The organism is Herbiconiux sp. (assembly GCF_004297105.1).
Taxonomy (GTDB): Bacteria; Actinomycetota; Actinomycetes; order Actinomycetales; family Microbacteriaceae; genus Herbiconiux.
Genome location: NZ_SCVE01000007.1, coordinates 61231 through 84788, shown reverse-complemented (window position 1 = coordinate 84788; position 23558 = coordinate 61231). Strand labels below are relative to the sequence as shown.

Sequence of the window (23558 nt, the reverse complement as noted above, 5' to 3'; positions counted from 1 at the left end):
CGGTTTCGCGCGCTTCACCGGCGGGATGCCGGCGCGCGAATTTTCAGCCTAATCAGCCCATTGGATCCCGCACCCCGGCGTGTCGATTACCCCGGGGCCACCTGCAGCCCGCACACTGTTCACACGGAGTGGATGAAAGGGCTGCCATGATCGGCTGGAGACGACGAGCGAAGGCCGTGCGTGAACAGACCGTCAGCCCCGAACGGCTCTACGAGCTGGTGAGTCAGACCCTCATGGAGAACTTCGGGCCGCTCGGCTCGTTCGCCATCACGCGGCGTTCCGAGGCCGACACCGACGACATCTTCCACACCGCTCTCGCCCGCTCCGTGGCACACGACATCGTGGCCAACCTCGCGGAGCACGGCATCACCGTGCGCAGCACGCTCGGTCACGCCGAGGTGGCCCCATTGGCTCCGGTCGAGCGGGTCTTCGTGCCGCGCACCCTCGCCCGCGCGGTCTCTGCGGCCGCACCCGCCGTCGAGACCGACCCGCGCGACGACGATGCCCTGCGCGCGCTGGTGGCGCACCATGCCGAGGTCAGCGCGGCCGCCGCGAAACGTCAGGGCGCCGCCGACTGGTCGGTCGCGAACTAGTCGGTCGCACCTGCGCCCGGCGCACCCACTGCGGACTTCCGCACCCGTGCCGCGCACCCCGGCCCTCAGGCCGGAGGTCACGCGGATGCTTGGCGATCTCCGCACGTGGCCGCCTCCTCGTGCCCCCGAGAGCAGGCCGGCCCCGGGTTCTCAGCCCACCTGGTCCCAGGCGTCGGGGCCTTCGCTGCCGGCCGCATAGTCTTCGAGCGGAACCTCATCCGCCTTCCAGGCCGCGATGACGGGGGCCAGGATGCGCCAGCCCTCCACCGCCGAGTCGCCGCGCACGCTCAGCGTGGGATCGCCGTCGAGGATTCCCGCGAGCACCTCGCGGTAGGCGAGCAGCTGGCCATCGCCGAAAGTGGCTTCGAGGCTCGCGCGCTCGAGTTCGTAGGGGTCGCCCGGGCCGTTGATGTCGATCTCGAGCGACATCGCGTCGGGTGCCACGTAGAGCCGCAGCACCGTGGGGCTGCTCTCACCCGTGAGGCCCACGGGCAGCTGGTTGGCGGGCTTGAACGTGATGACGATCTCGCGGCGGCGTTCTCCGAGGGCCTTGCCGGAGCGGAGCGTGATCGGCACGCCCTTCCAGCGCCAGGTCGAGATCTCGAGCGTGACCTCGGCGAGCGTCTCGGTCTCGCGTGCGGGATCCACGCCCTTCTCGTCGACGTAGCTCGGCAAGGTACGTCCATCGATCGTGCCCGACGTGTAGCGGGCGCGGTGGCTCGACTGCTTCGGGTCGTCGTTCCACAGGCGCGTGGCCCGCAGCACGATTTCTTTCGCATCGCGCAGATCGTCTTGACCGAGGGTCGACGGCGGCTCCATGGCCAGTACGGCCATCACCTGCAGCAGGTGGCTCTGGATCATGTCGACGAGGGCGCCGGCGGTGTCGTAGTACCCGGCGCGGCCCTCGAGGCCGAGCTGCTCGTCGTAGACGACATCGATCTTCGCGATGTGCTCCGAGTTCCACACGGGTTCGAAGATGCGGTTGGCGAAGCGGAGCCCGAGGATGTTGAAGATGGTCGATCGGCCGAGGAAGTGATCGACGCGATGGATCTGGTTCTCGGGCACGAGCTTGGCGAGTTCGCCGTTCAGCGCCATCGCGCTCGGCACGTCCATGCCGAACGGCTTCTCGAGCGCCAGCGTGAGTCCGGCGGGGAAGGTGACCTTCTGCAGCGACACCACTACTTTGGCGGCCACCGCCGGCGGGAGTGCGAAGTAGATCGCGGGGGTGCCGTCGGCCAGGTCGATCAGCTTCTGCAGTTCGGCGGGATCGGTGACGTCGGCATAGACGTAGGTGGTGCTCGCCATGAGCGCATCGATGGCGGCTCCGGATGCGTTCACCTCGGCGAACGAGGTCGTGACGACCTTGCGCCACTCATCGTCGGTCCATTCGACACCACCGGCGCCGATCAGGCGGAGCCGGCGCTCGGGCTGCGCGGTGAGCAACTGCGCCAACCCGGGAAGAAGGAGTCGTGCTGTGAGATCGCCGCTGGCACCGAAGATGAGCAGCGTCTGGACCTTTTGCGTCATAGCCCTCACAGTATCGCCCCGGGGTGCCGAGAAGAGAGAAGAACAGGGACGACCACCCGAAGGCCGCCCCTGTTCTCAGATCATCGCGCACCCACGTGCAGCGAGGACTGACGAGTGAACCGCGCTGGTTGGTGTGACCGTGGATGCGTGAAGATGATCGGGCTTGACGCCCGAGTCGATTCTGTTCCCGACCTCCGCCGGGGTGTGATGAGTAGTTTCTACTCGAATTCTCGGGCGGGCCTCATCCGCGGCCCGTGGCGAAGTCTTCGTAGGCGCTGTCGAGCTGAAGCTCACTGAGCTCGGCCGGAAGTTCACGCCGCCCGGTGATGCCGAGCTTCTTGTAGATGCGGGCGAGATGGTTGTCGACGGTGCGAACCGAGATGCCGTACTCGGCCGCGAGCTCGGCGCTCGTGCGGTGGGCGGCGGCGCCCGACGCGAGCTGCCACTCCCGGTCGGTGAGCGGGGTGACCCGCGGATGCGCCTGGCGCTGCCGGGGCGTCATGGCCACTCCGGCGCGCACCGTCCAGGAGTCGGCGAGCCGGTGCGCCCGGGCGGCCTGAACGAGGTCGTTCGCGGAGTGCTCGGCCACCCAGCGCGCCGCGTCGATGGCAGGGCCGAGAAGCCCGGCCTCGGCGAGCTGCTTGGCGATGGGCAGCACGTCGTGCCTCCCCACGATCGCACGGGCGTGCGACTCGCAGATGGGGAACGCAGTGCGGGCCGCGATGAGAGTGGGCAGCATGACCGTGGCGCCGACGAGCGGCTCGATGCGCACGGCCTCGTACGCCACGAGCGCGGCGAGGTAGCGATGGCCGTTCTCCGAGGCGGCGTGCACGACGGGGGCAAGGCTCCGGATCGCGAACCCCGGCCGACCGGACGCCGATGAGACCCAGGCGCGGGCGAGCGCCGCATAGAGCTTCACCTTGGGGTCGCGCACCTCCGTGGTGTCGACCTGGTCCAGCCAGCTGCGGGCGATGGCGAACCGGCCGGTGCGCGCGGCGATGGCCGCGGAGAGCGCATCCGCCGCCGGCAGGAGCCCCGCGATGTCGCGCCACACGAGATCACGACGTCCCTCGGCGATCTGCTTCCACGCGCGTGCGGGCGATCCGGTGTGCAGCTCGATCATGGCGAGCACGAACTTCCACAGGCCTCGCGCGCTCGGATTCGACTCCTCGGCGGCCGCGAGATTCGCGCGGGCGGCCGTGCGGGCCGTGGGGAACTGCCCGCTGAACGAGAGCACGAGCACCTGGGAGAGCTGAAGCAGGTCTCTGGCGTTCGGCAGCACGTCGCGGTAGCGGTCGCACTCGGCGAGGCCGCGATCGACCGCCTCGGCGGCGAGCGTGAGGTTGCCCCCCATCGTCTGCAGTGTGGCGGTCATGATGAGCAGATTCAGATCGGCCGGAGTGTCGACGTGGCCGACGGGTGCCAGAGCGTCGGGGAGCGAGCCGAGGCTCGCCTCGGCTCCGTTGCCGGCCATCAGCCGCCACTTGGCCAGATCGGACTCCACCTGCGCGCGGAGGGCCTGGTCGCCGACCTTCTCCACGATCTTCTCGAGCCGCGACACCGCGAGCTCGGGGCGCAGGGTGCGGAACGCGAGGTGGTTGCCCTCCGCCTGGGCCAGAGCGACGACGTAGGCGTCGTCCACTCCGCTGATGACCCCCTCGAGTGCATCCCAGGCGGCGTCGAAGTGCTGGGTGGCCTCCTCCACCCGCCCGGCCTGCGACAGGGCCTGGGCCTGCACGAACTCGCCCGTCGAGCGCAGAACGGGGTCGTCGTCGCATCCGTCGACCACGTGCACCCCGAGCGTCATCGCCGTGGTGTAGCGCTTGGCGCCCAGTTCGTGACGGGCGAGCTCGAGCAGCAGGTCGGCCCGCACCGTCTGCCCCGCGCCGAGTTGAAGGAGTGCACGGCGCACCCGGTGCTCGGGATACCCGTCGAGCATGTCGGCTCCCGCCGCACAGAAACCCGCGAGCCATTGCTCGCTCATCGAGGAGAGCACCACGGGGGCGTAGAGCGGATGCGACAGACTCACCCACACCCGGCCGTCTTCGCGTCGCGTGATCACGAAGCCGGCACTCTCGGCGAGGGCGGTACCCCGCTCGGACACACCCGAGGTGCCGCCCTGCTCCACCGGGAGGTCACCGGCCACGGCGAGCACCATGAGCAGGTCTTCGACGAGCGGGTCGGCGGTGCCCGGGTCCGCGGGGAGTGCCGTGCGCACGCCCTCGGAGACGTACGGCCAGCGGGTGCGCCAGTCGGCGGTGTGGTCGTTCAGGTCGGAGGCGCCGTCGGCCGCCATGGCCAGTTCGACGAGCAGCTTCGTGCTGCCTGCGGCGAGCCGCACCATCTCGTCGGCCGCGAGGGCTCCGATGCTCTGGCCGAGACGGTCTTTCAACAGCGCGTGGGCCTCACCGGACGAGAGCGGGTCGAGTTCGATCGTGGCGGTGGCCCGCTGGCCGAGGATCGACGGCGAGCGCGTCGACCGGGTCGAGCGGGACACCACGATGCTGGCCACCCCGGCCGCGGCCACCTGCTCGAGGATGCACTGACTGGCGGAGTCGAGCAGGTCGGCATCGTCGACCAGGAGGAGCACCTCGGGCCGGTTCATGGAGCGGTGGAACTCCACGACGTCGGCGTTCTCGCCCCCGGAGGGTGGCAGCGTGGCGAGGTGCGGGGCGAGGGCGCCCAGCGGAATCGCGCTCAAGTGGGTGCGACCGCGCACCACGATGACCTCTCGCCGGCCGGCGAGAGCGGATGCGGCGGCATCGAGGAAGCCCGAGCGGCCGACACCGGGGCGGCCCGTGACGAGCACGAAGGCGCCGGGCCGGGCCGCCGCGTGGTCGCGGTCGATCAGACGCAGGAGGTGCTTGAACTGCTGGTCGCGCCCGTGCAGGCGGTGACCATCGGGGAGCTGGGGAACGGTCTTGGCTGCCATGTGTCTTCTTTCTCTGTGCGCGCAGCGGGATACGCGGCGCGACTCGGGCCGAGAGGGTGGTGGGTTCGTCCCCCCGGGCGAACTGGGTATGAGTAGGTTTTACTCACTTTTCGGCCCCGAACGGCGGTTCTTCGATCGCGTTACGTAGTGCCGTGAGTAGAAATACGTAGCCCGGATCGACGGGGTCGTATCGTTGACCCGTGAGAACTCGAACACGGCGCCTCGTGCTCCTGCTGCGTATCGCCTACATCGTGGGCGCTGCGCTCTTCGTGGCCGATGTGCTGGTGGCCGGCTACGCCGCAGCCGCCGAGTTCGCGGCCACCGGAACGGTGAGCGACACGAATCCGTACGAGCCCCTGATGGAGTGGCTCGCGGTGATCGCCTTCGTCTTCGTGGCCGTGGGTGCGGTGCTGACGGTCGTGGCGACCCTGGCGTTCACGGGCGAGGGCATCGACGCCGACCGCACGCTCGACGCGTAGCCCGATCGCGGGCCGCCGCGACGGACACCCGAATGGAGAGGTGACACCATGAACGACAGCCGCCGTGACATCGAGGCGCGCATCGGCGCCGTGGAACGGGCCTGGGGCCCCCGCACGGTGCAGGCGTCGAACGGCCCGGAGGCCGGGCGGCGGCAGATCGACCTGCGGGGCCTCGGCGGACTCTCCGTCACCGTGGAGCCCGACCAGTTCCTCGACCTCGGCCTCGCCCTGTGGAACGGCGACGCCGTCTCGGTCACCACCCCCTCCACCTCGGCTCGGGCCGAGAGTTGGGGGCGCCGGTGGCTCGGGGGGCTCCTCACGACGTGCGGGCTCACCGCAGTCGGGCGGGCATCCGTCGAGGAAGGGGGGATGCACGGCCGAGCTCACCTGGTGTCGGCCACGGTCACCCGGGCTGAAGGTCGCTGGAACGGCGACGCCTATGCGCTCGAGGTCGCCGGGTCGATGCGCGAGGGGGCGATCTTCGAGCAGAATCTCACCGTCGACCGCACGATCACGGCCGAGCACGGCGAGAGCCGCATCTCGATCTCCGATGTCGTGCGCAATGAGGGTTTCGACACCGTTCCGGTCAAACTGCTCTACCACATCAACCTCGGCTGGCCCCTGCTGGATGCAGGCGCTCACGTCGAAGCCGCAGCGAAGCCGGCCGCAGGCGACTCCTCCGAGGCCCTCTGGCGACGCGACCTCGGGGCGCCGGAGCCGCAGAAGCCGGAGAAGGTCGACGCGCTCGTCGCGGTCGCCGGAGACGACGGCTGGAGCGTGGCCGAACTGCTCGCCGAGACCACCGTCGTGACGGTGCGCTACCGCACGGAGGAGCTGCCCTTCCTGACCGTCTGGCGAAGCGAGGCCGCGGGCTCCTACGCCCTCGGTATCGAGCCCGGTACGTGCTGGCCGAGCCACGCCGACGGGCCGCAGGAGGGCAAGACCGGGCGACTGCTGGCCCCGGGCGAGTCCCTCACCACCGCCCTGGAGATCACCTTCTCCGCCCGTTAGCGTGACGTCGGCGGCGCAACGAAAAACTCCCTCGAGACACCGTTTCACAGGTTCGCGAGGGAGTTCGTGGTGCACCCCCTGGGACTTGAACCCAGAACCCACTGATTAAGAGTCAGTTGCTCTGCCGATTGAGCTAGAGGTGCGTGGCCTTGCGGGCCAGTCGACAACATTAGCATGCTCGCCGGGCGTGTGCGAGCCGGCTAACGCGCTGCGCCCTGAAGGGTTCCTGAGACCTTGCCCGCGGGGTCGAACACGAGGCACGAGATCTGCCGGTCTCCGCCGTTCGTCCACGAATCCTCGGTGGGCGTGAGGTAGTTGATGTCGAGTGCGGATGCCTCGTACGCCACGCCCACGAAGCTCTCCATCGCACCCGAGCAGTAGCCGAGGGCGATCTCGGTGATGACGTCGTCTCCTGGATAGTCGCCATCCGGGATCTGGTACTCGTCGAAGACCTCGTAGTCGTGGGGGTCGGCGCAGTCGACCAGCGGGAGGTGTTGGAGTTCGACCTCATCGGTGTCATCGACGCAATCGCCGATCTCGAGCGCGAACACACTCTTGGTGGGTACGACGGTCGCAGCGTTCGTCGGGCTGTCGCCGGCGGAGAACGATGCCTCTGCGCATCCGCAAAGGGCGAGAGCAACGAGGGCCGAGAGGCCGGCCGCCGACGCGAGCGTGCGAAGGAAACGTGAGGTCATGCACCCATGCTCGGTGCCGCCACTGAAGGGGTGTGAGGAGCAATCTCTACTCAGGCATGCGAAATACTGGACTCATGACTGACACCACCGCGCGCATCGAAGCCGGCACCCCGGCACCCGGGTTCACCCTCCTCGACTCCGAAGGAGTCGAGCGCTCGCTCGCCGACTACCGCGGCGAGAACGTCATCCTCTACTTCTACCCCGGGGCCGGAACCCCGGGCTGCACGACCCAGGCGTGCGACTTCCGCGACAACCTCAACTCCCTGAAGAGTGCTGGTTACACCGTGCTCGGCATCTCCCGCGACACCCCCGAGAAGCTCGCCGGGTTCGCCGCGGAGGAGGGCCTCAACTTCCCCCTGCTCTCCGACCCCGACAAGGCCGTCCACCTCGCCTACGGCGCCTGGGGCGAGAAGTCGCTCTACGGCAAGACCGTGACGGGCGTGCTCCGCTCCACCTTTGTGATCGACCCCGAGGGCGTCGTGACGCTGGCGCTCTACAACGTGAAGGCCACGGGCCACGTCGCATCCCTGCGCAAGAAGCTCCACATCGACGCCTGAGACGCGATGAGGGCGGATGCGGGCGGCAACCCGCATCCGCCTATTCTCGACGCGTAGCGGCAACCACCGAGGGGGTGAACAGCAGCACGATCACGAGCGCCGCCGGCACGAGCAGCCAGACCCCGATCGTGGGCGTGGCGACGATGCCCTGGAAGCAGCCGATGGCGATGACGAGCTGCAGGATCTGCCAGGTGAGCGTGGCCGCTCGGGTCCACGGCCGCGCACGGAGCGTGTGCACCGCCACGACGGCCAGGAAGACGGCGGAGATGGCGGCCAGCACCAGGATCGCGAGGGCGGTCTCGTAGGAAGCCGGCCGCACGGTCAGCAGCTCCAGCAGCAGCCACGCGACGACCCCCGCCATGACGAGCGCCTCGGCACCGACGATGACCGCGAGGATCACGAGAAGCGCGGGCCGGCGTGGGGCTTCGGATGCGCCGTTCACACGAGGTTCACGAGGCATTCCTTCGTCGTTCAGCTCGTTCATCGCGTGTGCGCTCCGTAGAAAACCCTTGATTTGCAAATACCAGTATGCGACCATATTCGAGGTCAATGTTGCTCACAGTGACGTGAGCGGGTGCAGTCTTCTCTGATTGCAACGTCCACCGTGCCATTGATCTCTACCCGAATTCTCCAGGTCGTTCGACCGAAGAAGCACCATGCATTAAGGAGCTACCCGCTATGGATTGGCGTGACAAAGCCGCCTGCCTGACCGCAGACCCCGAACTGTTCTTCCCCGTCGGGAACACCGGGCCCGCTGTCGACCAGATCGACAAGGCGAAGGCCGTCTGCGCCCGATGCTCCGTGACCGAGATCTGCCTTCAGTACGCCCTCGAGACCGGTCAGGACTCGGGTGTCTGGGGTGGCCTCAGCGAAGACGAGCGTCGCGCTCTGAAGCGTCGCGCCGCACGGGCGCGCCGCGCCTCCTAGATCGTGCAGGCGCTACCGCGCCCGCCGCGAAGCTGACCGCTTCGCGCACGCCGCACGGGCGCGCCGCGCCTCTTAGATCGTGCAGGCGCTACCGCACCCACCGCGAAGCTGACCGAGCCACTGCAGATCACGGCTTCTTGAGCCACCGGAACGGGATCTCGATGGTCACGACCGTGCCACTGCCCACCATCGTGTGCCAATCGATGGTGCCACCCAGCTCACCCTGGATCAGGGTGCGCACGATCTGAGTGCCGAGACCCGAGCCCACCTTGCCCTCGGGGAGCCCTGTTCCGGAGTCGCGCACCTCCACCGTCAGCAGCTCCTCCGATCGGGTGGCCACGATCTCCACCTCGCCCTCCTGACCCGCCAAGCCGTGCTCCACGGCATTCGTGACGAGCTCGGTGAGCGCGAGCGCGAGCGGAGTGGCGTATTCGCTCGGCAGCACGCCGAAGCTTCCCGACGACTTCGGGTGAACCGTGGTGTTGTGCGCCGACGCGACCTCGGCCACGAGCAGCAGCACGCGGTCGAAGACCGTATCGAAGTCGACCCTCTGGTTGAGACCTTCCGACAGGGTGTCGTGCACCACGGCGATGGCGGCCACGCGCCGCATGGCCTGGGTGAGCGCATCCCGCGCCTCATCGGAGTGCGTACGCCGCGCCTGGATGCGCAGCAGCGACGCCACGGTCTGCAGGTTGTTCTTCACCCGGTGGTGGATCTCCCGGATGGTGGCGTCTTTGGTGATGAGTTCGCGCTCCTGGTGACGCAGCTCCGTGACGTCGCGACTCAGCACGATGGCGCCGAAACGATGCCCGCGGGTGCGCAACGGGATGGCCCGGAGCGACACCGTGACACCCTTCGCCTCGATGTCGGTGCGCCACGGCGCGCGGCCCGTCACCACGAGCGGCAGCGACTCGTCGACGATGAGGCGGCCGCTGAGCAGACCTGTGGTGACCTCGGCGAGCGACTGGCCCTCGAGCTCACCGGCGAAGCCCATGCGGTTGAACGCCGACAGGCCGTTCGGGCTCGCGAAGGTGACCACGCCGTCGACATCGAGCCGGATCAGACCATCGGATGCGCGCGGAGCGCCCCGCCTCGGCCCGGTGGGGGCGCCCAGGTCGGGGAAGTCTCCCGCGGCGATCATGGCGAAGAGGTCGTTGGCGCACTCATTGAAGGTGAGCTCCTGGCGGCTCGGCGTGCGGGCCTCGCTGAGGTTCGTGTGCCGCGTGATGACGGCGACGGGACGCTCGGTCGTGGTCTGCTCGGAGACCGACAGGCGCCGCAACACCGGCACGGCACGCACACGGGTGGGCGTCTCCTCGTACCAGTCGGGCGCGGCGGTGTCGACGATCTGAGCCGTCTCGAAGGCGTCGGTGACCTGCTTGCGCCACTCGGGCTTGATGGTCTGGCCCACGAAGTCGCGGTAGAACAGCGTGGCGGAGCTCGACGGGCGGGAATGCGCCACCGCGACGAAGGTGTCGTCGACCGTGGGCACCCAGAGCACGATGTCGGCGAAGGCGAGATCGGCCAGCAGCTGGCAGTCGCTGACGAGCAGATGGAGCCACTCGACATCCGCCTCCGTTGAGCTGCCGTGGGCCGAGACGAGATCACTGAGTGTTGACACGAGAACTAGCCTACGGTGCTCCTACAGAACAGGCTCCCGTGATCGATTTCCCTACGAAGCGATCACGGGAGCCGTCTCTATTCCGGCCGGGGATGCGGTAGGTCGGGGGAACGGGCACCCCGGCCGGAAACCTGCACTCTTTCGTGACCTCAGTCCATCACCACCCGAACAGGGGGTGTTATGAGCAATTACCACCTAAGGCCAGATGCGCTACGGAGAATTCCACAGGGCATAAACGCTGCTGGACAAGGTGTCGGCGACACTGGTTGAGTAACAGCCTTCGACCATTCACTGAGCAATGCTTACTTATCGACGTCGGGTTGTGTTACGGCATGCGCTCGCGTCCACCGAAGGAGCTCCATGATCACGTCTCTCGCCGTGCCGGCGCCGAGTGCCCTGTCACCCACCGCGATCGAGCGCGAACCTCCCGACGATCCTGTGCCTTCTACCGGCCCCGGGGAGGCGAGGGCGCTCGCGATGAACCTGGCTCGCTGCGTGGTGGAGATCCTCGCGGGCACCCGCGAGATCGACCAGATCGCGCGGTGGCTGTCGAGCGACGTCTACACCCACCTGCTGAAGCGCGTCGTCATCTCCGCGCGGGCGCGCGCGGCGAGGGGTGAGTCCCCCGGCCGGCTCACCTTCACGATGGGGTCGACGGTCATGTGCGAGCCCACGCCGGGCGTGGTCGAGGCGGTCGTGATCGTGCACGGGCGAGCGCGTTCCCGCGCGGTCGCCATCAGGCTCGAGCGGCTCGAGAGCCGCTGGCGTGCGAGCGCAGTTCACGTGCTGTGACGTGATCCGCCCCTCATCACGCCGGCGGGCCGCCCCTCAGGAGGGCGCGCAGCCGCAGGGCGCCACGACCGACGAAACGACTGTGGCCGCGGTCAGCTCTTCTTCTTGCCCTGCGAGCGCCGCTGGGCGCGGTTGCCCGCAGCCGGGGTCGACTTCGCCGCGGGGGCCTGCCTCTGTGCGCCTGAGCCGGAGCCCGATGCCGCGGCACCGCCCTTGCCCGCGTTCGAACCGCCGCTGGATGCAGGTCGGCCTCCCGTGGCCTGCGGCGGCGTGGCCGCGGGGCCGCGCGAGAACGCGCTCTGCACCGGAGCCGACTTCTCCTCCGCCTGCTGCGCGCGTGCCGTGGCGGCCTGTTCGATCTGGCCCTTCTGATTGCGCACCTCCACTCCGCCGGAGTCGCTCGGTGCGGAGAAGCTCAGCTTCTCGGCCGGCGCGGTGGGCTGGGCGAGACCCTTGGCCTCGACGGTCGGGGCGCCCACCTCGGAGGGCGAGGAGTTGACCTCGACCTCGAGGTTGAACAGGAAGCCGACGGTCTCCTCGCGGATCTGGCCCATCATCGACTGGAAGAGCGCGAAGCCCTCGCGCTGGTACTCCACGAGCGGGTCGCGCTGCGCCATGGCGCGCAGCCCGATGCCGTCTTTCAGGTAGTCCATCTCGTAGAGGTGGTCGCGCCAGCGGCGGTCGATCACCGAGAGCACCACGCGGCGTTCGAGCTCGCGCATGGCTGCCTCGCCGAGGGTCTCCTCCCGGCGCTGGTACGCGATCTTGGCGTCGGAGAGGATCTCGCGGGTCACGAACTCGCGGTTGATGCGGCCCTTGGTGCCCGCTTCGGCGATGACCTCGTCGATGGTGATGGAGATGGGGTAGAGAGTCTTCAGCTCGGCCCACAGCGCGTCGAAGTCCCAGTCGTCGCCGCCCGACCCGGAGGCGTGATCCGCGATGATGGCGTCGATGACGTCTTCCATGAACTTCTGTGCGCGATCCTGCAGGTTGTCACCCTCGAGGATGTGGCGGCGGTCGCTGTAGATCGCCTCGCGCTGGCGATTCAGCACGTCGTCGTACTTCAGCACGTTCTTGCGGATCTCGGCATTGCGGCCCTCGACCTGCGACTGCGCGCTGCGGATGGCGCGGGAGACGACCTTCGACTCGATGGCCAGGTCGTCGGGAACACCGGACCGGCCCATGAGGCTCTCGGCCGCACCGGCGTTGAACAGACGCATCAGGTCGTCGGTGAGCGAGAGGTAGAAGCGGCTCTCGCCGGGGTCGCCCTGACGGCCGCTTCGACCGCGCAGCTGGTTGTCGATGCGGCGCGACTCGTGGCGCTCGGTACCGAGCACGTAGAGGCCGCCGGCCTCGATGACCTTCTCGGCCTCGGTGTCGACCTCCGACTTCACGGACTGGAACACCTCGTCCCACGCCGCCTCGTACTCATCGGGGGTCTCGGCCGGGCTGAGGCCACGGGCGTTCATCTCGGCCACGGCCAGGAACTCGGCGTTGCCACCCAGCATGATGTCGGTACCACGGCCGGCCATGTTGGTGGCCACCGTGACCGAGCCGAGGCGACCCGCCTGGGCCACGATCGCAGCCTCCCGGGCGTGGTTCTTGGCGTTCAGCACCTCGTGGCGCACGCCGCGCTTCGCGAGCAGGCGCGAGAGATACTCGCTCTTCTCGACGCTCGTGGTTCCCACGAGAACGGGCTGGCCCTTCTCGTGCCGCTCGACGATGTCTTCGACCACCTGGTCGAACTTCGACTGCTCGTTCTTGTACACGAGGTCGGACTGGTCGATGCGCTGCATCGGGCGGTTGGTGGGGATGGCCACGACGCCGAGCTTGTAGGTCGACATGAACTCGGCGGCCTCGGTCTCGGCCGTACCGGTCATGCCGCCGAGCTTTTCGTAGAGGCGGAAGTAGTTCTGCAGGGTGACGGTGGCGAGGGTCTGGTTCTCGGCCTTCACCGCCACACCCTCCTTGGCCTCGATGGCCTGGTGGATGCCCTCGTTGTAGCGACGACCGGCCAGGATGCGGCCCGTGTGCTCGTCGACGATGAGAACCTCGCCGTTCAGAACCACGTAGTCCTTGTCCTTCTTGAACAGGGCGGTGGCCTTGATGGCGTTGTTGAGGAACGAGATCAGCGGGGTGTTCGCGGACTCGTAGAGGTTGTCGATGCCGAGGTAGTCCTCGACCTTCTCGATTCCGGGCTCCAGCACGCCGACGGTGCGCTTCTTCTCGTCGACCTCGAAGTCTTCACCGGGAACGAGCTTCGTGGCGATCTGCGCGAACTCGTTGAACCAGCGGTTCGCCTCGCCGGACGCGGGGCCGGAGATGATGAGCGGCGTGCGGGCCTCGTCGATCAGGATGGAGTCGACCTCGTCGACGATGGCGAAGAAGTGGCCGCGCTGCACCATGTCGGAGGCCTGCCACGCCATGTTGTCGCGCAGGTAGTCGAAGCCGAACTCGTTGTTCGTGCCGTACGTGATGTCGGCCTCGTACTGCACGCGGCGCTCGGCGGGCGTCTGACCGGCGAGGATGCATCCCGTGGTCATGCCGAGAGCACGGAACACACGGCCCATGAGCTCGCTCTGGTAGCCGGCGAGGTAGTCGTTCACCGTGATGACGTGAACACCCTTGCCCGCGATGGCGTTGAGGTACGCCGCCGTGGTGGCCACGAGCGTCTTGCCCTCACCGGTCTTCATCTCGGCGATGTTGCCGAGGTGGAGGGCGGCGCCACCCATGAGCTGCACGTCGAAGTGACGCAGACCCAGGGTTCGGGTGGATGCCTCGCGCACGGCGGCGAAGGCTTCGGGGAGGAGATGATCGAGGCTCTCGCCCGCCTCATAACGCTCCCGCAGGCGCGGAGTCTCGTCTTTGAGCTCTTCGTCGGACAGGGCCTGGAAGTCGTCTTCCAGCGCGTTGATCGCCTTCGCGTAGTTCTGGAGCTTGCGAAGGGTTCGACCCTCGCCCACACGAAGAACCTTTTCGAGAACTGAGGCCACGGAGCTTCTCCCACTGCAATCGGCGCTGCGCTACCCGCGCAAGCACAAGCCATACTAGTTGCTCGCGCCTGAGCGTCGGCAGCGCATTCGCTGCGATCGCACCGGATGCGGCTCCGTGGCCTCCTCGTCGGCCGCGCGCCTCAGCGGGAGGCTGCTCCGACCGTGACGTTCTCCAATTCGGCGAACGCCGCGGCGTTCTCGTCGAGGCTGATCACGCCGTAGTCCCAGCCCTTGCGCCGGTAGACCACGCTGGGGCGGCCGGACTCCGAATCGATGAACAGATAGAAGTCGTGCCCCACGAGTTCCATGTGGTACATGGCATCGTCGAGGGTCATGGGGGTGGCTCCGAACACCTTCTTACGGATGACGACGGGGCAGTACGCTTCGTCGTCGGCCTCCCCCTCGGGGCTCGCAGCGGTATCGGGATCCACTGCCGCGACTCGGGGCGCACCCGAGAGCGCCTCCGGGCCTGCCGGCTCCACATCGACGATGCTGAAGCCGCCGGTGCTCGCCTCGTGCAGCGACACCGGCCGATGCTGGCCGCGATGCACCTTCTTGCGGTCTTTCGCACGGCGCACACGCTGCATCAGCTTCGCGAGCGCCATGTCGAAGGCCGCGTACTTGTCGGAGGCCGCACTCTCGGCCCGCACGAGGGGGCCCGGGCCGATCAGGGTCAGTTCCACCCGATCGTCACCGCTCTGCACGCCGCTCGCGGAATTATGACGACTCACCTTGATCTCGAGGGCGAGCGCCTTGTCGGCCAGATGGGCTACTTTCTCCGCTTTCTCGCCCGCGTACTCGCGGAAACGATCAGTGATCCCTAGGTTTCTTCCAGTGATGTTGACTTCCATGGAGACCTCCTAGCCATATGTGGATGACGCAGATCCGACAAGGTCGGGATCATTCGCGTCCTTGTTCTGCTCACGCTAGTACGGGCGCCCCGAAGTGTCACCGACCAATTACCTGCCGGTCACCTTTCGTTTGGCTGTGTATGCCAGACACGCCGCAGCGACGACCCGGCCGCCGCCCTCGATCACGGCGCGCCGGGCCTCGATCAGGGTCGCCCCGGTGGTGAGCACGTCGTCGACGAGCACGACGTCTCTGCGGTCGACGGCCCCGGATGCGCGCATGGCACCCCGCAGGTTGGCCTGCCTCGCGGCGACATCGAGCCCGGCCTGATCGTCGGTCTCGCGCACGAGACCGAGCAGCGGACGGCGCCGAGCCGTGCGACCCGACCGACGGATGAGCACGTCGACCGGCCGGAACCCCCGCCGGTTCACGGCGCGCCTCGCCGAGGGAACGGGGGCCAACAGTGGCGGCCCGCGGCGGCCGTCGCACAGCGCCTCTGCTCTGAGGAGCGCCGAACGCATCGCCGGAGCGAGCGCGGGCAGGGCATCCGTTCGGCCGTGCTCCTTCACGGCGCCGAGCACCCGCGCGGCGACGCCCTCGTAGCTCAGCGAGACGGCGACGGCGAGCGCTCCTCGCGGCTCGAGCGCCTCATCCGCACTCAGCCACACCGTGCGCGGACGCACTGCGAGCTGAACCCGGCACGCGTCGCAGAGGGCGCGGTCGGCCCGCCCGCATCCGGCGCAGCTCACCGGCGCCAGCACAGCGGCCGCGTCGCCGAGCACGGAGGCGACGAGGGGCGAGACCAGACGAAGGGTGCGATTCACTCCTCCATGCTCGGCGGCGCGCCCGCACGGCAGGCCACGACGGCGGAATCAGGGGACGGATCTGCCAGGCCCTTGGATGTGCAGGAGAAGAGGGACGCCCTAGTTCTGAACCCCGAGCCGCGTGATCCCCGAGACCGTCGCCTGCCAGGCACTCCCCCGCTGCTGCAGCAGGCTGCCATCGGATGACAGCACCCGCAGTCCGTCGGCGTCGTTGCCACCCGCCATCGACACGGCATCCGGAGGCGACCCCAGCGGGCGGCTGCGCCCACCGATCTGCTGCAGCACCGCGCGGCTCTCCCCCGAGGCCAGCCGGGTGACCGAGGCCACGGAGAGCTGGTCGACCCAGGTGGCGTCGACCGGAGTGCCCGCGGCGGTGGAGAGCTCCACCGGCTGCCCGAGCCGCTGCGGAACCCCGTCGGGCGAGCGGATCACGGCGGCCACCACGAGCTTCGGGAGGTCGCCCACCGTGAGGAAGGCGAGGGCGCGCGTGCCGTCGCGGGAGATCTCGAGCGAGGTGATACCGGTTGCGCCGTCCCAGCTGGTGGGGATCTGCACCGCGCTGCCGTCGCGCGCGTAGGCCGTGAGTGCGGTGGGAGCATCCGCCGGCACGCTCCACACATAGCCGAACGGATCGACGGCCGGGTCGACGAGCCCGTCGCGGGGATCGAGCAGAACCCCGGACGAGGCTCCGGCGCGCACCGCGTACACGCCTCCGGCCGTCGATCTCACCGCCGCGGTTCCCGCTGTGGCCGAGTACGACACCGCGTCGGGCTGCAGCGCGTCGACGGAGTCGGTGATGCCGGCGATCGAGGTGACGCCCGATCCGGAGAGGTAGCCGACCGACCCGTCGCGCTGCACGAGCGGCTGCGCGTTCACCCGAGGAGCCGCGTCGGGCTGCTTCACGGAGTTGGCAGGGATCTGCACGATGTTCTGGTCGACCGAGATGGCCACGTTCGAGGCCGACGCCAGGTCTTTGAGGCTCTCGCTCAACTGGTACTGCATGCGCTGCAGATCGGTGGTGTCGGCCTGCAGCACGTTGCTCGAGAGCTCCACCCTCGCCTGCCCGCCGGTGGTGACCACGGCCGGTGTCTGGGTGCCGTCGGGGAACGCCGTGACCACGGCACCATCGCCCAACCACGCGGATGGCCCGGCCAGGAGTGCCTTCACGACCCGGGTGCCCACCGCCGTCGAGGTGGGGAACCATCTCAGGTCGGGCACGAGGTACGTGAAGGTCGGGTCGTAGAAGTAGAGGGAGTGCGGGCTGAACACCTGGTCGAAGAAGAGGTCTTCGATCACGATGCCATCGGCGAGCTGGTTGATGCGCCACTCGCCGTCGACCTGGGTGAAGCCGAACTGCAGCGTGGTGGGGGCGCTCGACGGGCTCTCGAGGTAGGACCCGTTGGAATCCACGTCGGCCACCGGGGTGATCGACATCTGGAGTGTGGTGTCGGTCACGGCGGTGGTGGGGCGGGTGCCCATGTCGACCGTGGTGCCGGCGTTCGGCTTCCAGGAGTCGGCGGCCGACTTCTCGAGATACTGGCGGGCGATGGCGTAGTCGTCCTGCGGGCTCTTCGCGGCCTGGATGAAGCCGTTAAGGATCTCCTGCTGCGACGCGCCGACCGTGGGGCCCGCCGCCAGGAAGATCACGTCGATGTCGTCGGCGGTGCCGATGGCGTCGCCCTCCTGCACCGGGCCGGTGCGCGGGATGCCGCTGCAGGCCGTGACGAGCACGAGCACGACGGCACCCAGGGCGGCGAGAGCGACGCGGTTCCAACGACGGGGGCTACGCATCCGCTCGTCCTTCCCTGCTGACGGCGCGCGGGGAGCCCTCGACCGCGAGGCCGGTGGGCTGTGTGTGCGTGCCGGGTTGACGGAGCGCGGCCACCGCGGGCGCCTCGCCGTAGGCATCTGCCGGTTCGAGCGGCAGCGGCGAGCTCTCGAGGGGCCTGCCCTGCACCCGGGGCAGCGTGAGCCGGAAGCAACTGCCGGCGCCGGGAGCCGACCACACCTCGAGGGCGCCGCCGTGGAGGGTGGCGTCTTCGAGCGAGATGGCGAGGCCGAGCCCCGTGCCGCCGATGGTGCGCTTGCGCGAGGGATCGGCGCGCCAGAACCGGTCGAACACCCGCTCCGACTCCGCCTCGCTCATACCGCTGCCGTAGTCGCGCACCGAGAGCGCCACCGCGCGCGCATCGCTGTCGACGCTCACCACGATGGGCCTGCCCTCGCCGTGCTCGATCGCGTTGCCGAGCAGGTTGCGCACGATGCGGCGGATGCGGCGGCCATCCGCCTCGGCCTCGAAATAGCCGCCCGGTGCCACCAGCCGCAGATCGGAGCCCGCCTGCTCGGCGAGCGACTCCATCTGCTCGATGGCGTCTTCGGCGAGCCGCACCAGGTTGGTGGGCTCGGTGTCGAGCGAGGCGGATCCGGCGTCGAACCGGCTGATCTCGAGCAGGTCGGAGAGCAGCACCTCGAATCGCTCGGTCTGCGTGTGCAGCAGCTCCGCCGTGCGGCCGGTGGCGGGCGGGAAGGTGTCGCGCTGGTCGTAGAGCACGTCGCCGGCGAGCCGGATGGTGGTGAGCGGGGTGCGCAGTTCGTGCGAGACATCCGACACGAATCGCTGCTGCACGAGCGAGAGGTCGGCCAGCTGCGTGATCTGCGACTGCATGCTGTCGGCCATGCCGTTGAACGAGCGGGCGAGGGTGGAGATCACGTCTTCGCCGCGTTCGGGGATGCGCACCTCGAGCTGGCCCGCGGCGAGCTTCTCGCTGGTGTCGGCGGCCACGCGAATGGGTTTCACCACGAGCCGCACGATCACCCCGGCCACCAGACCGATGAGCACCACGAGCGCGAGCCCGCCGAGCCACAGGGTCTGCTGCACGAACACGAGGGTCTGCTCGGCCTCGGAGAGGTTGTAGCCGATGTAGAGCTCGAACCGGCCGGCGCCCGGGATGGTGAGCGGTGAGCCGACGATGATGCCCGGATCGCTGCCGCCCGACTCGCTCGGCAACGACACCGACTGCCAGTACTGCTGGGCCGAATCGCCGCCCGCCGCCACCTGATCGCGCAGGTCGGTGGAGATCACGCCCGGCAGCTCGGGACTCGCGAACGAGAGCACGGTGGTCGAACTGGAGGTCTGGCCCGGTGTCGCGTACAGCGCGATGAGTCGGCTCGACGAGGAGGCGATGATGGCCGACTTGGCGGAGTTCAAGAGGGAGATGGTGGAGGCCTCGCCCGAGGCATCCGCGGAGTCGAAGATGGTCTGCGCGGCATTCGTGGCGTTCTTCGACTCGACGAGCACCTGATTGAGCCTCGACTGGAACAGGTCGTTGCCGATGGAGATCGACATGTAGGTTCCGGTGGCCACCACGGCGATGGCCGAGAGGGTGACCGTGATGACGATGGTGCGGAACTGCAGCGAACGCCGCCACAGGCGCGCCAGCTGACGCGGCCAGGCCCGCCAGTTGCGGAGCACCGTGGGGCCGAGGCGGCTCCTGCGCGCACCCGTGGCGCTCATCAGAGGGTCACGCGTTCCCCGCGCGGTAGCCGACGCCCCGAACCGTCATGACGATGGTGGGGTTGTCGGGGTCTTCTTCGACCTTCGCGCGCAGGCGCTGCACATGCACGTTCACGAGACGCGTGTCGGCCTTGTAGTGGTAGCCCCAGACCTGCTCCAGCAGCATCTCGCGGGTGAACACCTGCTGCGGCTTCGTGGCCAGGGCGAGCAGCAGATCGAACTCGAGGGGGGTGAGGTTGATGCGCTCGTCGCCGCGCTTGACCTCGTGGCCGGCCACGTCGAGGTGCAGGTCGCCGATCTGCAGGGTCTCGGGCGTCGACTCGGGAGTGGGACGCAGCCGGGTGCGGATGCGGGCCACGAGCTCTTTCGGGTTGAACGGCTTCACCACGTAGTCGTCGGCGCCCGATTCGAGGCCTTTCACGACGTCTGAGGTGTCGGTGCGCGCGGTGAGCATGATGATGGGAGTGCCCGATTCGGCGCGGATCTGGCCGCACACCTCGATGCCGTCGATGCCGGGCAGCATGACGTCGAGCAGCACCAGGTCGGGGCGCGACTCGCGGAAGGCGGCGAGCGCTTCTCCGCCGTCGGCGCAGAACACCGGATCGAAGCCCTCCGCGCGCAGGACGATGCCGATCATCTCCGCAAGAGCCGTGTCGTCGTCGACCACGAGAATGCGAGGGTCCATGTCTGCTGATTCTTTCGCGTCATCCGGGGGACGGCGGTGAGGGTGGGCACCGCGTGTTCCCCGATTCAGGCTGGGTTGCGACAAGAGTAGTCGAGCGCACCAGCAGGCTTCTCGACACTTGCCGAGAAAAGTCTCAACGAGTGTGAAAGCATGGTCGAGGACGGACGAGGCGGGTCGGGGACCGGCGCGGAGTGTTAGGACCACCGATGAGCGATAACGACACCTGGACGGCACCTGGCTCGGGCGACGACGTGCCCGCGGCGGCTGTGCCGCCTGCCCCTCCGCTGCCGCCTGTGCCGCCGTACGGGCAGTACGCGCCACCTGCGTCTCCTCCCGCACAGCCGCAGTACGGGCAGTACGCGCCACCTTCATCTCCTCCTGTACAGCCGCAGTACGGCCAGTACGCCCCGCCGCCGGCTCCCCCGCAGCCGCAGTACGGCCAGTACGCTCCGCCGGCTCCCCCGCAGTACGGGCAGTATGTTCCGCCCCAGGTGTGGCAGACCGCCCCGCCGCCCGCGCAGCAGCCCGCCTGGCAGTACGCACAGCCCGGTGCGCAGCACGGCCCCACCGGGTGGGCGCCGCCGCCGAAGCCCGGTCTCATCCCGTTGCGGCCGCTCGGCTTCGGCACCCTGCTGGGCGCGCCGTTCCAGGTGCTGCGCCGCAACCCGAAGGCCACCTTCGGCAGCGGGCTGCTCATCCAGGTGATCGTCGGCGTCGTGACGGCCCTGTTCCTCGGCGCAGCCGTGGTGTGGGCCTTCTCGCGCTGGAGCTCGGTCTCCAGTTCGTCGTCGGACTCCGATGCCATCTCCGCCGGCAACTACGCGATCATCCTGCTCTCGCTCCTCATCCCCGTCGTGCTGTCCCTCTTCGCCTCCGCCCTGCTGCAGGGCGTGCTGGTGATCGAGGTGGCCCGGGCCACCCTCGGTGAGGAGCGCAAGCTCGGCGAGCTCTGGAAGGCCGCGTTCAAGCGCATCCTCCCGCTCACCGGCTGGCTCGTCCTGATCGGGCTGGCCCTGCTCGCAGCTATCGCCGTGATCGTGGGAATCGTCGCGCTGGGTGCCGCGCTCGGCAGCGCCGGCCTCGTGATCTCCATCCTCGTGTCGGTGGTGCTCGGGCTCGCCTTCGTGGTGGGTGCCTTCTGGATCGGCACCAAACTGGCACTCGTCCCTTCGGTGATCGTGCTCGAACGACGCGGTGTATTCGCATCCATGCGCCGGTCGTGGCAGCTCACCACCGGCCACTTCTGGCGCACGCTCGGCGTTCTCGTGCTGGTGTGGCTGATCCTCACCTTCGCCACTCAGATCCTGCAGGCGCCGTTCTCCTTCCTCGCGCCGATCGCGACGTCGGTGGTCGACCCGAACGGCTCCGGATCGGGCATCATCGCCTTCATCGCCGTCTACATCGTCTACCTCGCCTTCACGATCGTGATCTCCGCGGTCACCTCGGTGGTGCAGGCCGCCCTCGTGGCCGTGATCTACATCGACCTCCGCATGCGCAAAGAAGGGCTCGACAGCGAGCTTCAGCGCTTCGTCGAGGCCCGGCAGGACGGCTCGGAGGTCTGGGCCGACCCGTACCTCCCCACGGCCCGCGGATGATCCCCCTGCACCTCCTGGCCGACGTCCCCGTCGACCCCGACGCCGACACGGCGCGCGACCTGCTGCTCGGAGAGCTCGGCAAGCCGGCCTACCAGGAGGCGCGGCCGACATGGTTCGATCTGGCTTCGAAGGCGTTCGGCGATTGGATCGCCTCCCTGCGCGTGCCGGATGGATCGGGCTTCAGCGGCCTCATCCCCCTCGTGGTGGTGATCATCGTGGTGATTCTCGTGCTGGTGGCGTTCCTCGTCTTCGGCCGGCCACGGCTGAACCGCCGGAGCCAGTACTCCGCCGGCGCGCTGTTCGGTGAGGATGACGCGCGCTCCGCGAACGAGCTGCGCGCTGCTGCGGCGCGAGCGGCCGCCGCGGGCGACTTCACGCTCGCCATCCAGGAGGCGTTCCGCGGGCTCGCCCGGGGTCTCGCCGAGCGCACCGTCCTGAGCACCGCGCCCGGCACCACGGCACAGGACTTCGCCCGCCGCGCCGGTCGGGCCTTCCCGGCCCTGCAGGCCGAGCTGGCTGCCGGAGCCGCCCGGTTCGACGGTGTGCGCTACCTCGACCAGGCGGGAACCCGCGAGGGCTACGACGGCATCGCCGCCCTCGACCGGCGGGTGCAGTCCGAGCGCCCGGCCGCCCTCGAGGCCGTCGAGACGCTGGTGGTGCGGTGAGCGCCGCGCCGTCATCCGCACCCGCCGCGGCCCGGGCGACGACCGGGGTGACGGATGCCGAGACCGAGACGCCCCGGGTGCGCACCACCCTGCGCCGGCGCCTGTTCTGGATCGTGGTCGTGGTCGTGGCGCTGGTCACCGCCGTGGTGACCATCGGGCTCGGTACCTCCGCCACCACCGACGCCAACCGCTACTCGATCGAGAATGCCGCCCCCGCGGGCAGCCGCGCGGTGGCGGAGGTTCTGCGCCAGCAGGGCGTCGACGTCGTGGCCGCCGGAAGCCTCGCCGAGGCCCAGGATGCCGTCGATGCAGCGGGCGGCCGTGTCACGGTGCTGCTCTCCGACCCCTACGCCTACCTCGACGCCGACCATCTGGCCGGTGTCGAGGCCTTCGCCCAGGAGGGCGCGCGTCTGGTGCTCGTGGAACCCGACGCCGTTCAGCTGCGCGCCCTCACCGACGGCATCGCCAACGCGGGCGCCCCCGGGTCATCCGGCTCCGTGAGCTCCGGATGCACGCTCCCCGCTGCCGAGCGCGCCGGCACCATCACCGCCCCCGTCGCGGTGTACCGCGACCTCGGCGACGTCGCGGGAACGGCGGCCTGCTTTCCCGCCGGTGACGACACGTACGCACTCATCGAGCAGCCGGTGGGCTCCGCATCCGGATCGGTCACCGTGTTCGGTGCCGGCGACGCCCTCACGAACGGCGTCATCACCGACGAGGGCAACGCGGCCCTCGCCCTCGGCGTGCTCGGCGAGCGCGACACCCTCGTCTGGTACCGGCCGGGGCCCGACGACCTCGAGGGCGGCGCCCCCGCCACGCTCGGGTCACTCACGCCGGGCTGGGTCACGCCCGTGATCCTCCTGCTCGTGCTCGTCGTCGTGGCCGCCGGCATCTGGCGCGGACGTCGCTTCGGCCCGGTCGTGGTGGAGAACCTGCCCGTCACGGTGCGGGCGAGCGAGACCATGGAGGGCCGTGCCCGCCTCTACGCACGACAGTCGGCCCATGCCCGGGCTCTCGACGCCCTGCGCATCGGAACCGTGTCGCGGCTCACGGTGCTGCTCGCGCTGCCACGGCACGCATCCGTCGTCGAGGTGAGCCGCGCCGTCGCAGCCGTGACGGGCCGGAACGTCGACGAGGTGTACTCGATCCTCGTCGGGGCGATGCCTCGGAACGAGGCCGAGCTGCTGGCGCTCTCCGACCAGCTGCTCGTGCTCGAGCAGGACACCACGCGCGTCACGAGGATGCTCTGACATGCCGCCCGATTCTGAGATGCTGCACTCCGAAATGCTGCACTGTGAA

At 69.0% G+C, this 23558-nt stretch carries 19 protein-coding genes, 1 tRNA gene and 1 pseudogene; 9 read left to right on the top strand and 12 right to left on the bottom strand.

Annotated features, from left to right (window positions below):
• Window positions 1-176 precede the first annotated feature (176 nt).
• Window positions 177-593, top strand: coding sequence for a hypothetical protein (locus tag EPO52_RS03550; protein WP_290802035.1), 417 nt, complete (start codon window positions 177-179; stop codon window positions 591-593).
• Between the two features lie 150 nt (window positions 594-743).
• Here EPO52_RS03550 and EPO52_RS03545 read toward each other — a convergent pair whose 3' ends face one another.
• Together EPO52_RS03545 and EPO52_RS03540 are read right to left on the bottom strand one after the other, a co-directional pair.
• Entirely contained in the window at window positions 744-2120 is a 1377-nt protein-coding gene (locus tag EPO52_RS03545; RefSeq protein WP_290802033.1) for a glucose-6-phosphate dehydrogenase, read from the bottom strand.
• A 241-nt stretch (window positions 2121-2361) separates the two neighbouring features.
• Window positions 2362-5052 (bottom strand): LuxR C-terminal-related transcriptional regulator, encoded by a 2691-nt coding sequence (locus EPO52_RS03540; RefSeq protein ID WP_290802030.1) that lies wholly within the window; start codon window positions 5050-5052, stop codon window positions 2362-2364.
• Window positions 5053-5252: 200 nt separating this feature from the next.
• Here EPO52_RS03540 and EPO52_RS03535 point away from each other — a divergent pair, with 200 nt between their 5' ends.
• Complete coding sequence (locus EPO52_RS03535) at window positions 5253-5531, top strand: hypothetical protein (RefSeq protein WP_290802027.1); 279 nt, start codon at window positions 5253-5255, stop codon at window positions 5529-5531.
• 48 nt (window positions 5532-5579) lie between these two features.
• Entirely contained in the window at window positions 5580-6542 is a 963-nt protein-coding gene (locus EPO52_RS03530) for a DUF4432 family protein (protein ID WP_290802024.1), read from the top strand.
• A 67-nt stretch (window positions 6543-6609) separates the two neighbouring features.
• Here EPO52_RS03530 and EPO52_RS03525 read toward each other — a convergent pair.
• Both EPO52_RS03525 and EPO52_RS03520 read right to left on the bottom strand, forming a co-directional pair.
• A tRNA-Lys gene (locus EPO52_RS03525) sits at window positions 6610-6685 on the bottom strand.
• Window positions 6686-6742: 57 nt separating this feature from the next.
• On the bottom strand, window positions 6743-7237 hold the full coding sequence (locus EPO52_RS03520; RefSeq protein ID WP_290802021.1) for a septum formation family protein: 495 nt from the start codon (window positions 7235-7237) through the stop codon (window positions 6743-6745).
• Between the two features lie 74 nt (window positions 7238-7311).
• Here EPO52_RS03520 and bcp point away from each other — a divergent pair, with 74 nt between their 5' ends.
• On the top strand, window positions 7312-7794 hold the full coding sequence (gene bcp / locus EPO52_RS03515; RefSeq protein ID WP_290802018.1) for a thioredoxin-dependent thiol peroxidase: 483 nt from the start codon (window positions 7312-7314) through the stop codon (window positions 7792-7794).
• A 40-nt stretch (window positions 7795-7834) separates the two neighbouring features.
• Here bcp and EPO52_RS03510 read toward each other — a convergent pair whose 3' ends face one another.
• The gene (locus EPO52_RS03510) at window positions 7835-8254 is read right to left on the bottom strand and encodes a hypothetical protein (protein WP_290802015.1); all 420 of its coding nucleotides are present in this window, start codon (window positions 8252-8254) and stop codon (window positions 7835-7837) included.
• A gap of 218 nt (window positions 8255-8472) precedes the next feature.
• Between EPO52_RS03510 and EPO52_RS03505 the strand changes: the two genes are divergently transcribed.
• On the top strand, window positions 8473-8721 hold the full coding sequence (locus tag EPO52_RS03505; RefSeq protein WP_137835978.1) for a WhiB family transcriptional regulator: 249 nt from the start codon (window positions 8473-8475) through the stop codon (window positions 8719-8721).
• A 127-nt stretch (window positions 8722-8848) separates the two neighbouring features.
• Here EPO52_RS03505 and EPO52_RS03500 read toward each other — a convergent pair whose 3' ends face one another.
• Window positions 8849-10342 (bottom strand): PAS domain-containing sensor histidine kinase, encoded by a 1494-nt coding sequence (locus EPO52_RS03500; protein ID WP_290802005.1) that lies wholly within the window; start codon window positions 10340-10342, stop codon window positions 8849-8851.
• Window positions 10343-10702: 360 nt separating this feature from the next.
• Between EPO52_RS03500 and EPO52_RS03495 the strand changes: the two genes are divergently transcribed.
• Window positions 10703-11134, top strand: a complete 432-nt coding sequence (locus tag EPO52_RS03495) for an Rv3235 family protein (RefSeq protein ID WP_290802002.1) — start codon at window positions 10703-10705, stop codon at window positions 11132-11134.
• 329 nt (window positions 11135-11463) lie between these two features.
• Here the strand turns inward: EPO52_RS03495 and secA are convergent.
• The 6 genes and pseudogenes from secA to mtrA all read right to left on the bottom strand — a co-directional run.
• A pseudogene (secA, locus tag EPO52_RS03490) lies at window positions 11464-14127 on the bottom strand (preprotein translocase subunit SecA); the annotation flags it as partial.
• Window positions 14128-14267: 140 nt separating this feature from the next.
• Complete coding sequence (gene raiA, locus EPO52_RS03485) at window positions 14268-14978, bottom strand: ribosome-associated translation inhibitor RaiA (protein ID WP_290801997.1); 711 nt, start codon at window positions 14976-14978, stop codon at window positions 14268-14270.
• A 108-nt stretch (window positions 14979-15086) separates the two neighbouring features.
• Window positions 15087-15800 (bottom strand): phosphoribosyltransferase family protein, encoded by a 714-nt coding sequence (locus EPO52_RS03480; RefSeq protein ID WP_290801995.1) that lies wholly within the window; start codon window positions 15798-15800, stop codon window positions 15087-15089.
• A gap of 99 nt (window positions 15801-15899) precedes the next feature.
• Window positions 15900-17591, bottom strand: a complete 1692-nt coding sequence (locus EPO52_RS03475) for an LpqB family beta-propeller domain-containing protein (protein ID WP_290801993.1) — start codon at window positions 17589-17591, stop codon at window positions 15900-15902.
• Window positions 17584-19314: an MtrAB system histidine kinase MtrB gene (gene mtrB / locus EPO52_RS03470; protein WP_290801990.1), complete on the bottom strand. Its 1731-nt coding sequence runs from the start codon at window positions 19312-19314 to the stop codon at window positions 17584-17586. The genes EPO52_RS03475 and mtrB overlap by 8 nt, the downstream gene beginning before the upstream one ends.
• A 7-nt stretch (window positions 19315-19321) precedes the next feature.
• Window positions 19322-19999, bottom strand: a complete 678-nt coding sequence (gene mtrA / locus EPO52_RS03465; RefSeq protein WP_290801987.1) for an MtrAB system response regulator MtrA — start codon at window positions 19997-19999, stop codon at window positions 19322-19324.
• A gap of 206 nt (window positions 20000-20205) precedes the next feature.
• Here mtrA and EPO52_RS03460 point away from each other — a divergent pair, with 206 nt between their 5' ends.
• From EPO52_RS03460 to EPO52_RS03450, 3 genes are read left to right on the top strand one after another with little or no spacing between them, the layout of a single operon-like run.
• Window positions 20206-21594 carry a glycerophosphoryl diester phosphodiesterase membrane domain-containing protein gene (locus tag EPO52_RS03460; protein ID WP_290801984.1) on the top strand — a complete coding sequence of 463 codons (1389 nt, stop codon included), beginning with the start codon at window positions 20206-20208 and terminating at the stop codon, window positions 21592-21594.
• Window positions 21591-22259, top strand: coding sequence for a DUF4129 domain-containing protein (locus EPO52_RS03455; protein ID WP_290801983.1), 669 nt, complete (start codon window positions 21591-21593; stop codon window positions 22257-22259). The genes EPO52_RS03460 and EPO52_RS03455 overlap by 4 nt, the downstream gene beginning before the upstream one ends.
• The gene (locus EPO52_RS03450; RefSeq protein ID WP_290801976.1) at window positions 22256-23509 is read left to right on the top strand and encodes a DUF4350 domain-containing protein; all 1254 of its coding nucleotides are present in this window, start codon (window positions 22256-22258) and stop codon (window positions 23507-23509) included. The genes EPO52_RS03455 and EPO52_RS03450 overlap by 4 nt, the downstream gene beginning before the upstream one ends.
• Window positions 23510-23558: the final 49 nt, after the last annotated feature.

Excerpts from the sequence above, each read along its gene's own strand:
- EPO52_RS03545 (WP_290802033.1), bottom strand. The coding sequence starts at position 2,120 with ATGACGCAAAAGGTCCAGACGCTGCTCATCTTCGGTGCCAGCGGCGAT.
- EPO52_RS03540 (WP_290802030.1), bottom strand. The coding sequence starts at position 5,052 with ATGGCAGCCAAGACCGTTCCCCAGCTCCCCGATGGTCACCGCCTGCAC.
- EPO52_RS03530 (WP_290802024.1), top strand. The coding sequence starts at position 5,580 with ATGAACGACAGCCGCCGTGACATCGAGGCGCGCATCGGCGCCGTGGAA.
- EPO52_RS03520 (WP_290802021.1), bottom strand. The coding sequence starts at position 7,237 with ATGACCTCACGTTTCCTTCGCACGCTCGCGTCGGCGGCCGGCCTCTCG.
- bcp (WP_290802018.1), top strand. The coding sequence starts at position 7,312 with ATGACTGACACCACCGCGCGCATCGAAGCCGGCACCCCGGCACCCGGG.
- EPO52_RS03510 (WP_290802015.1), bottom strand. The coding sequence starts at position 8,254 with ATGCCTCGTGAACCTCGTGTGAACGGCGCATCCGAAGCCCCACGCCGG.
- EPO52_RS03505 (WP_137835978.1), top strand. The coding sequence starts at position 8,473 with ATGGATTGGCGTGACAAAGCCGCCTGCCTGACCGCAGACCCCGAACTG.
- EPO52_RS03495 (WP_290802002.1), top strand. The coding sequence starts at position 10,703 with ATGATCACGTCTCTCGCCGTGCCGGCGCCGAGTGCCCTGTCACCCACC.
- raiA (WP_290801997.1), bottom strand. The coding sequence starts at position 14,978 with ATGGAAGTCAACATCACTGGAAGAAACCTAGGGATCACTGATCGTTTC.
- EPO52_RS03475 (WP_290801993.1), bottom strand. The coding sequence starts at position 17,591 with ATGCGTAGCCCCCGTCGTTGGAACCGCGTCGCTCTCGCCGCCCTGGGT.
- mtrB (WP_290801990.1), bottom strand. The coding sequence starts at position 19,314 with ATGAGCGCCACGGGTGCGCGCAGGAGCCGCCTCGGCCCCACGGTGCTC.
- mtrA (WP_290801987.1), bottom strand. The coding sequence starts at position 19,999 with ATGGACCCTCGCATTCTCGTGGTCGACGACGACACGGCTCTTGCGGAG.
- EPO52_RS03460 (WP_290801984.1), top strand. The coding sequence starts at position 20,206 with ATGAGCGATAACGACACCTGGACGGCACCTGGCTCGGGCGACGACGTG.
- EPO52_RS03455 (WP_290801983.1), top strand. The coding sequence starts at position 21,591 with ATGATCCCCCTGCACCTCCTGGCCGACGTCCCCGTCGACCCCGACGCC.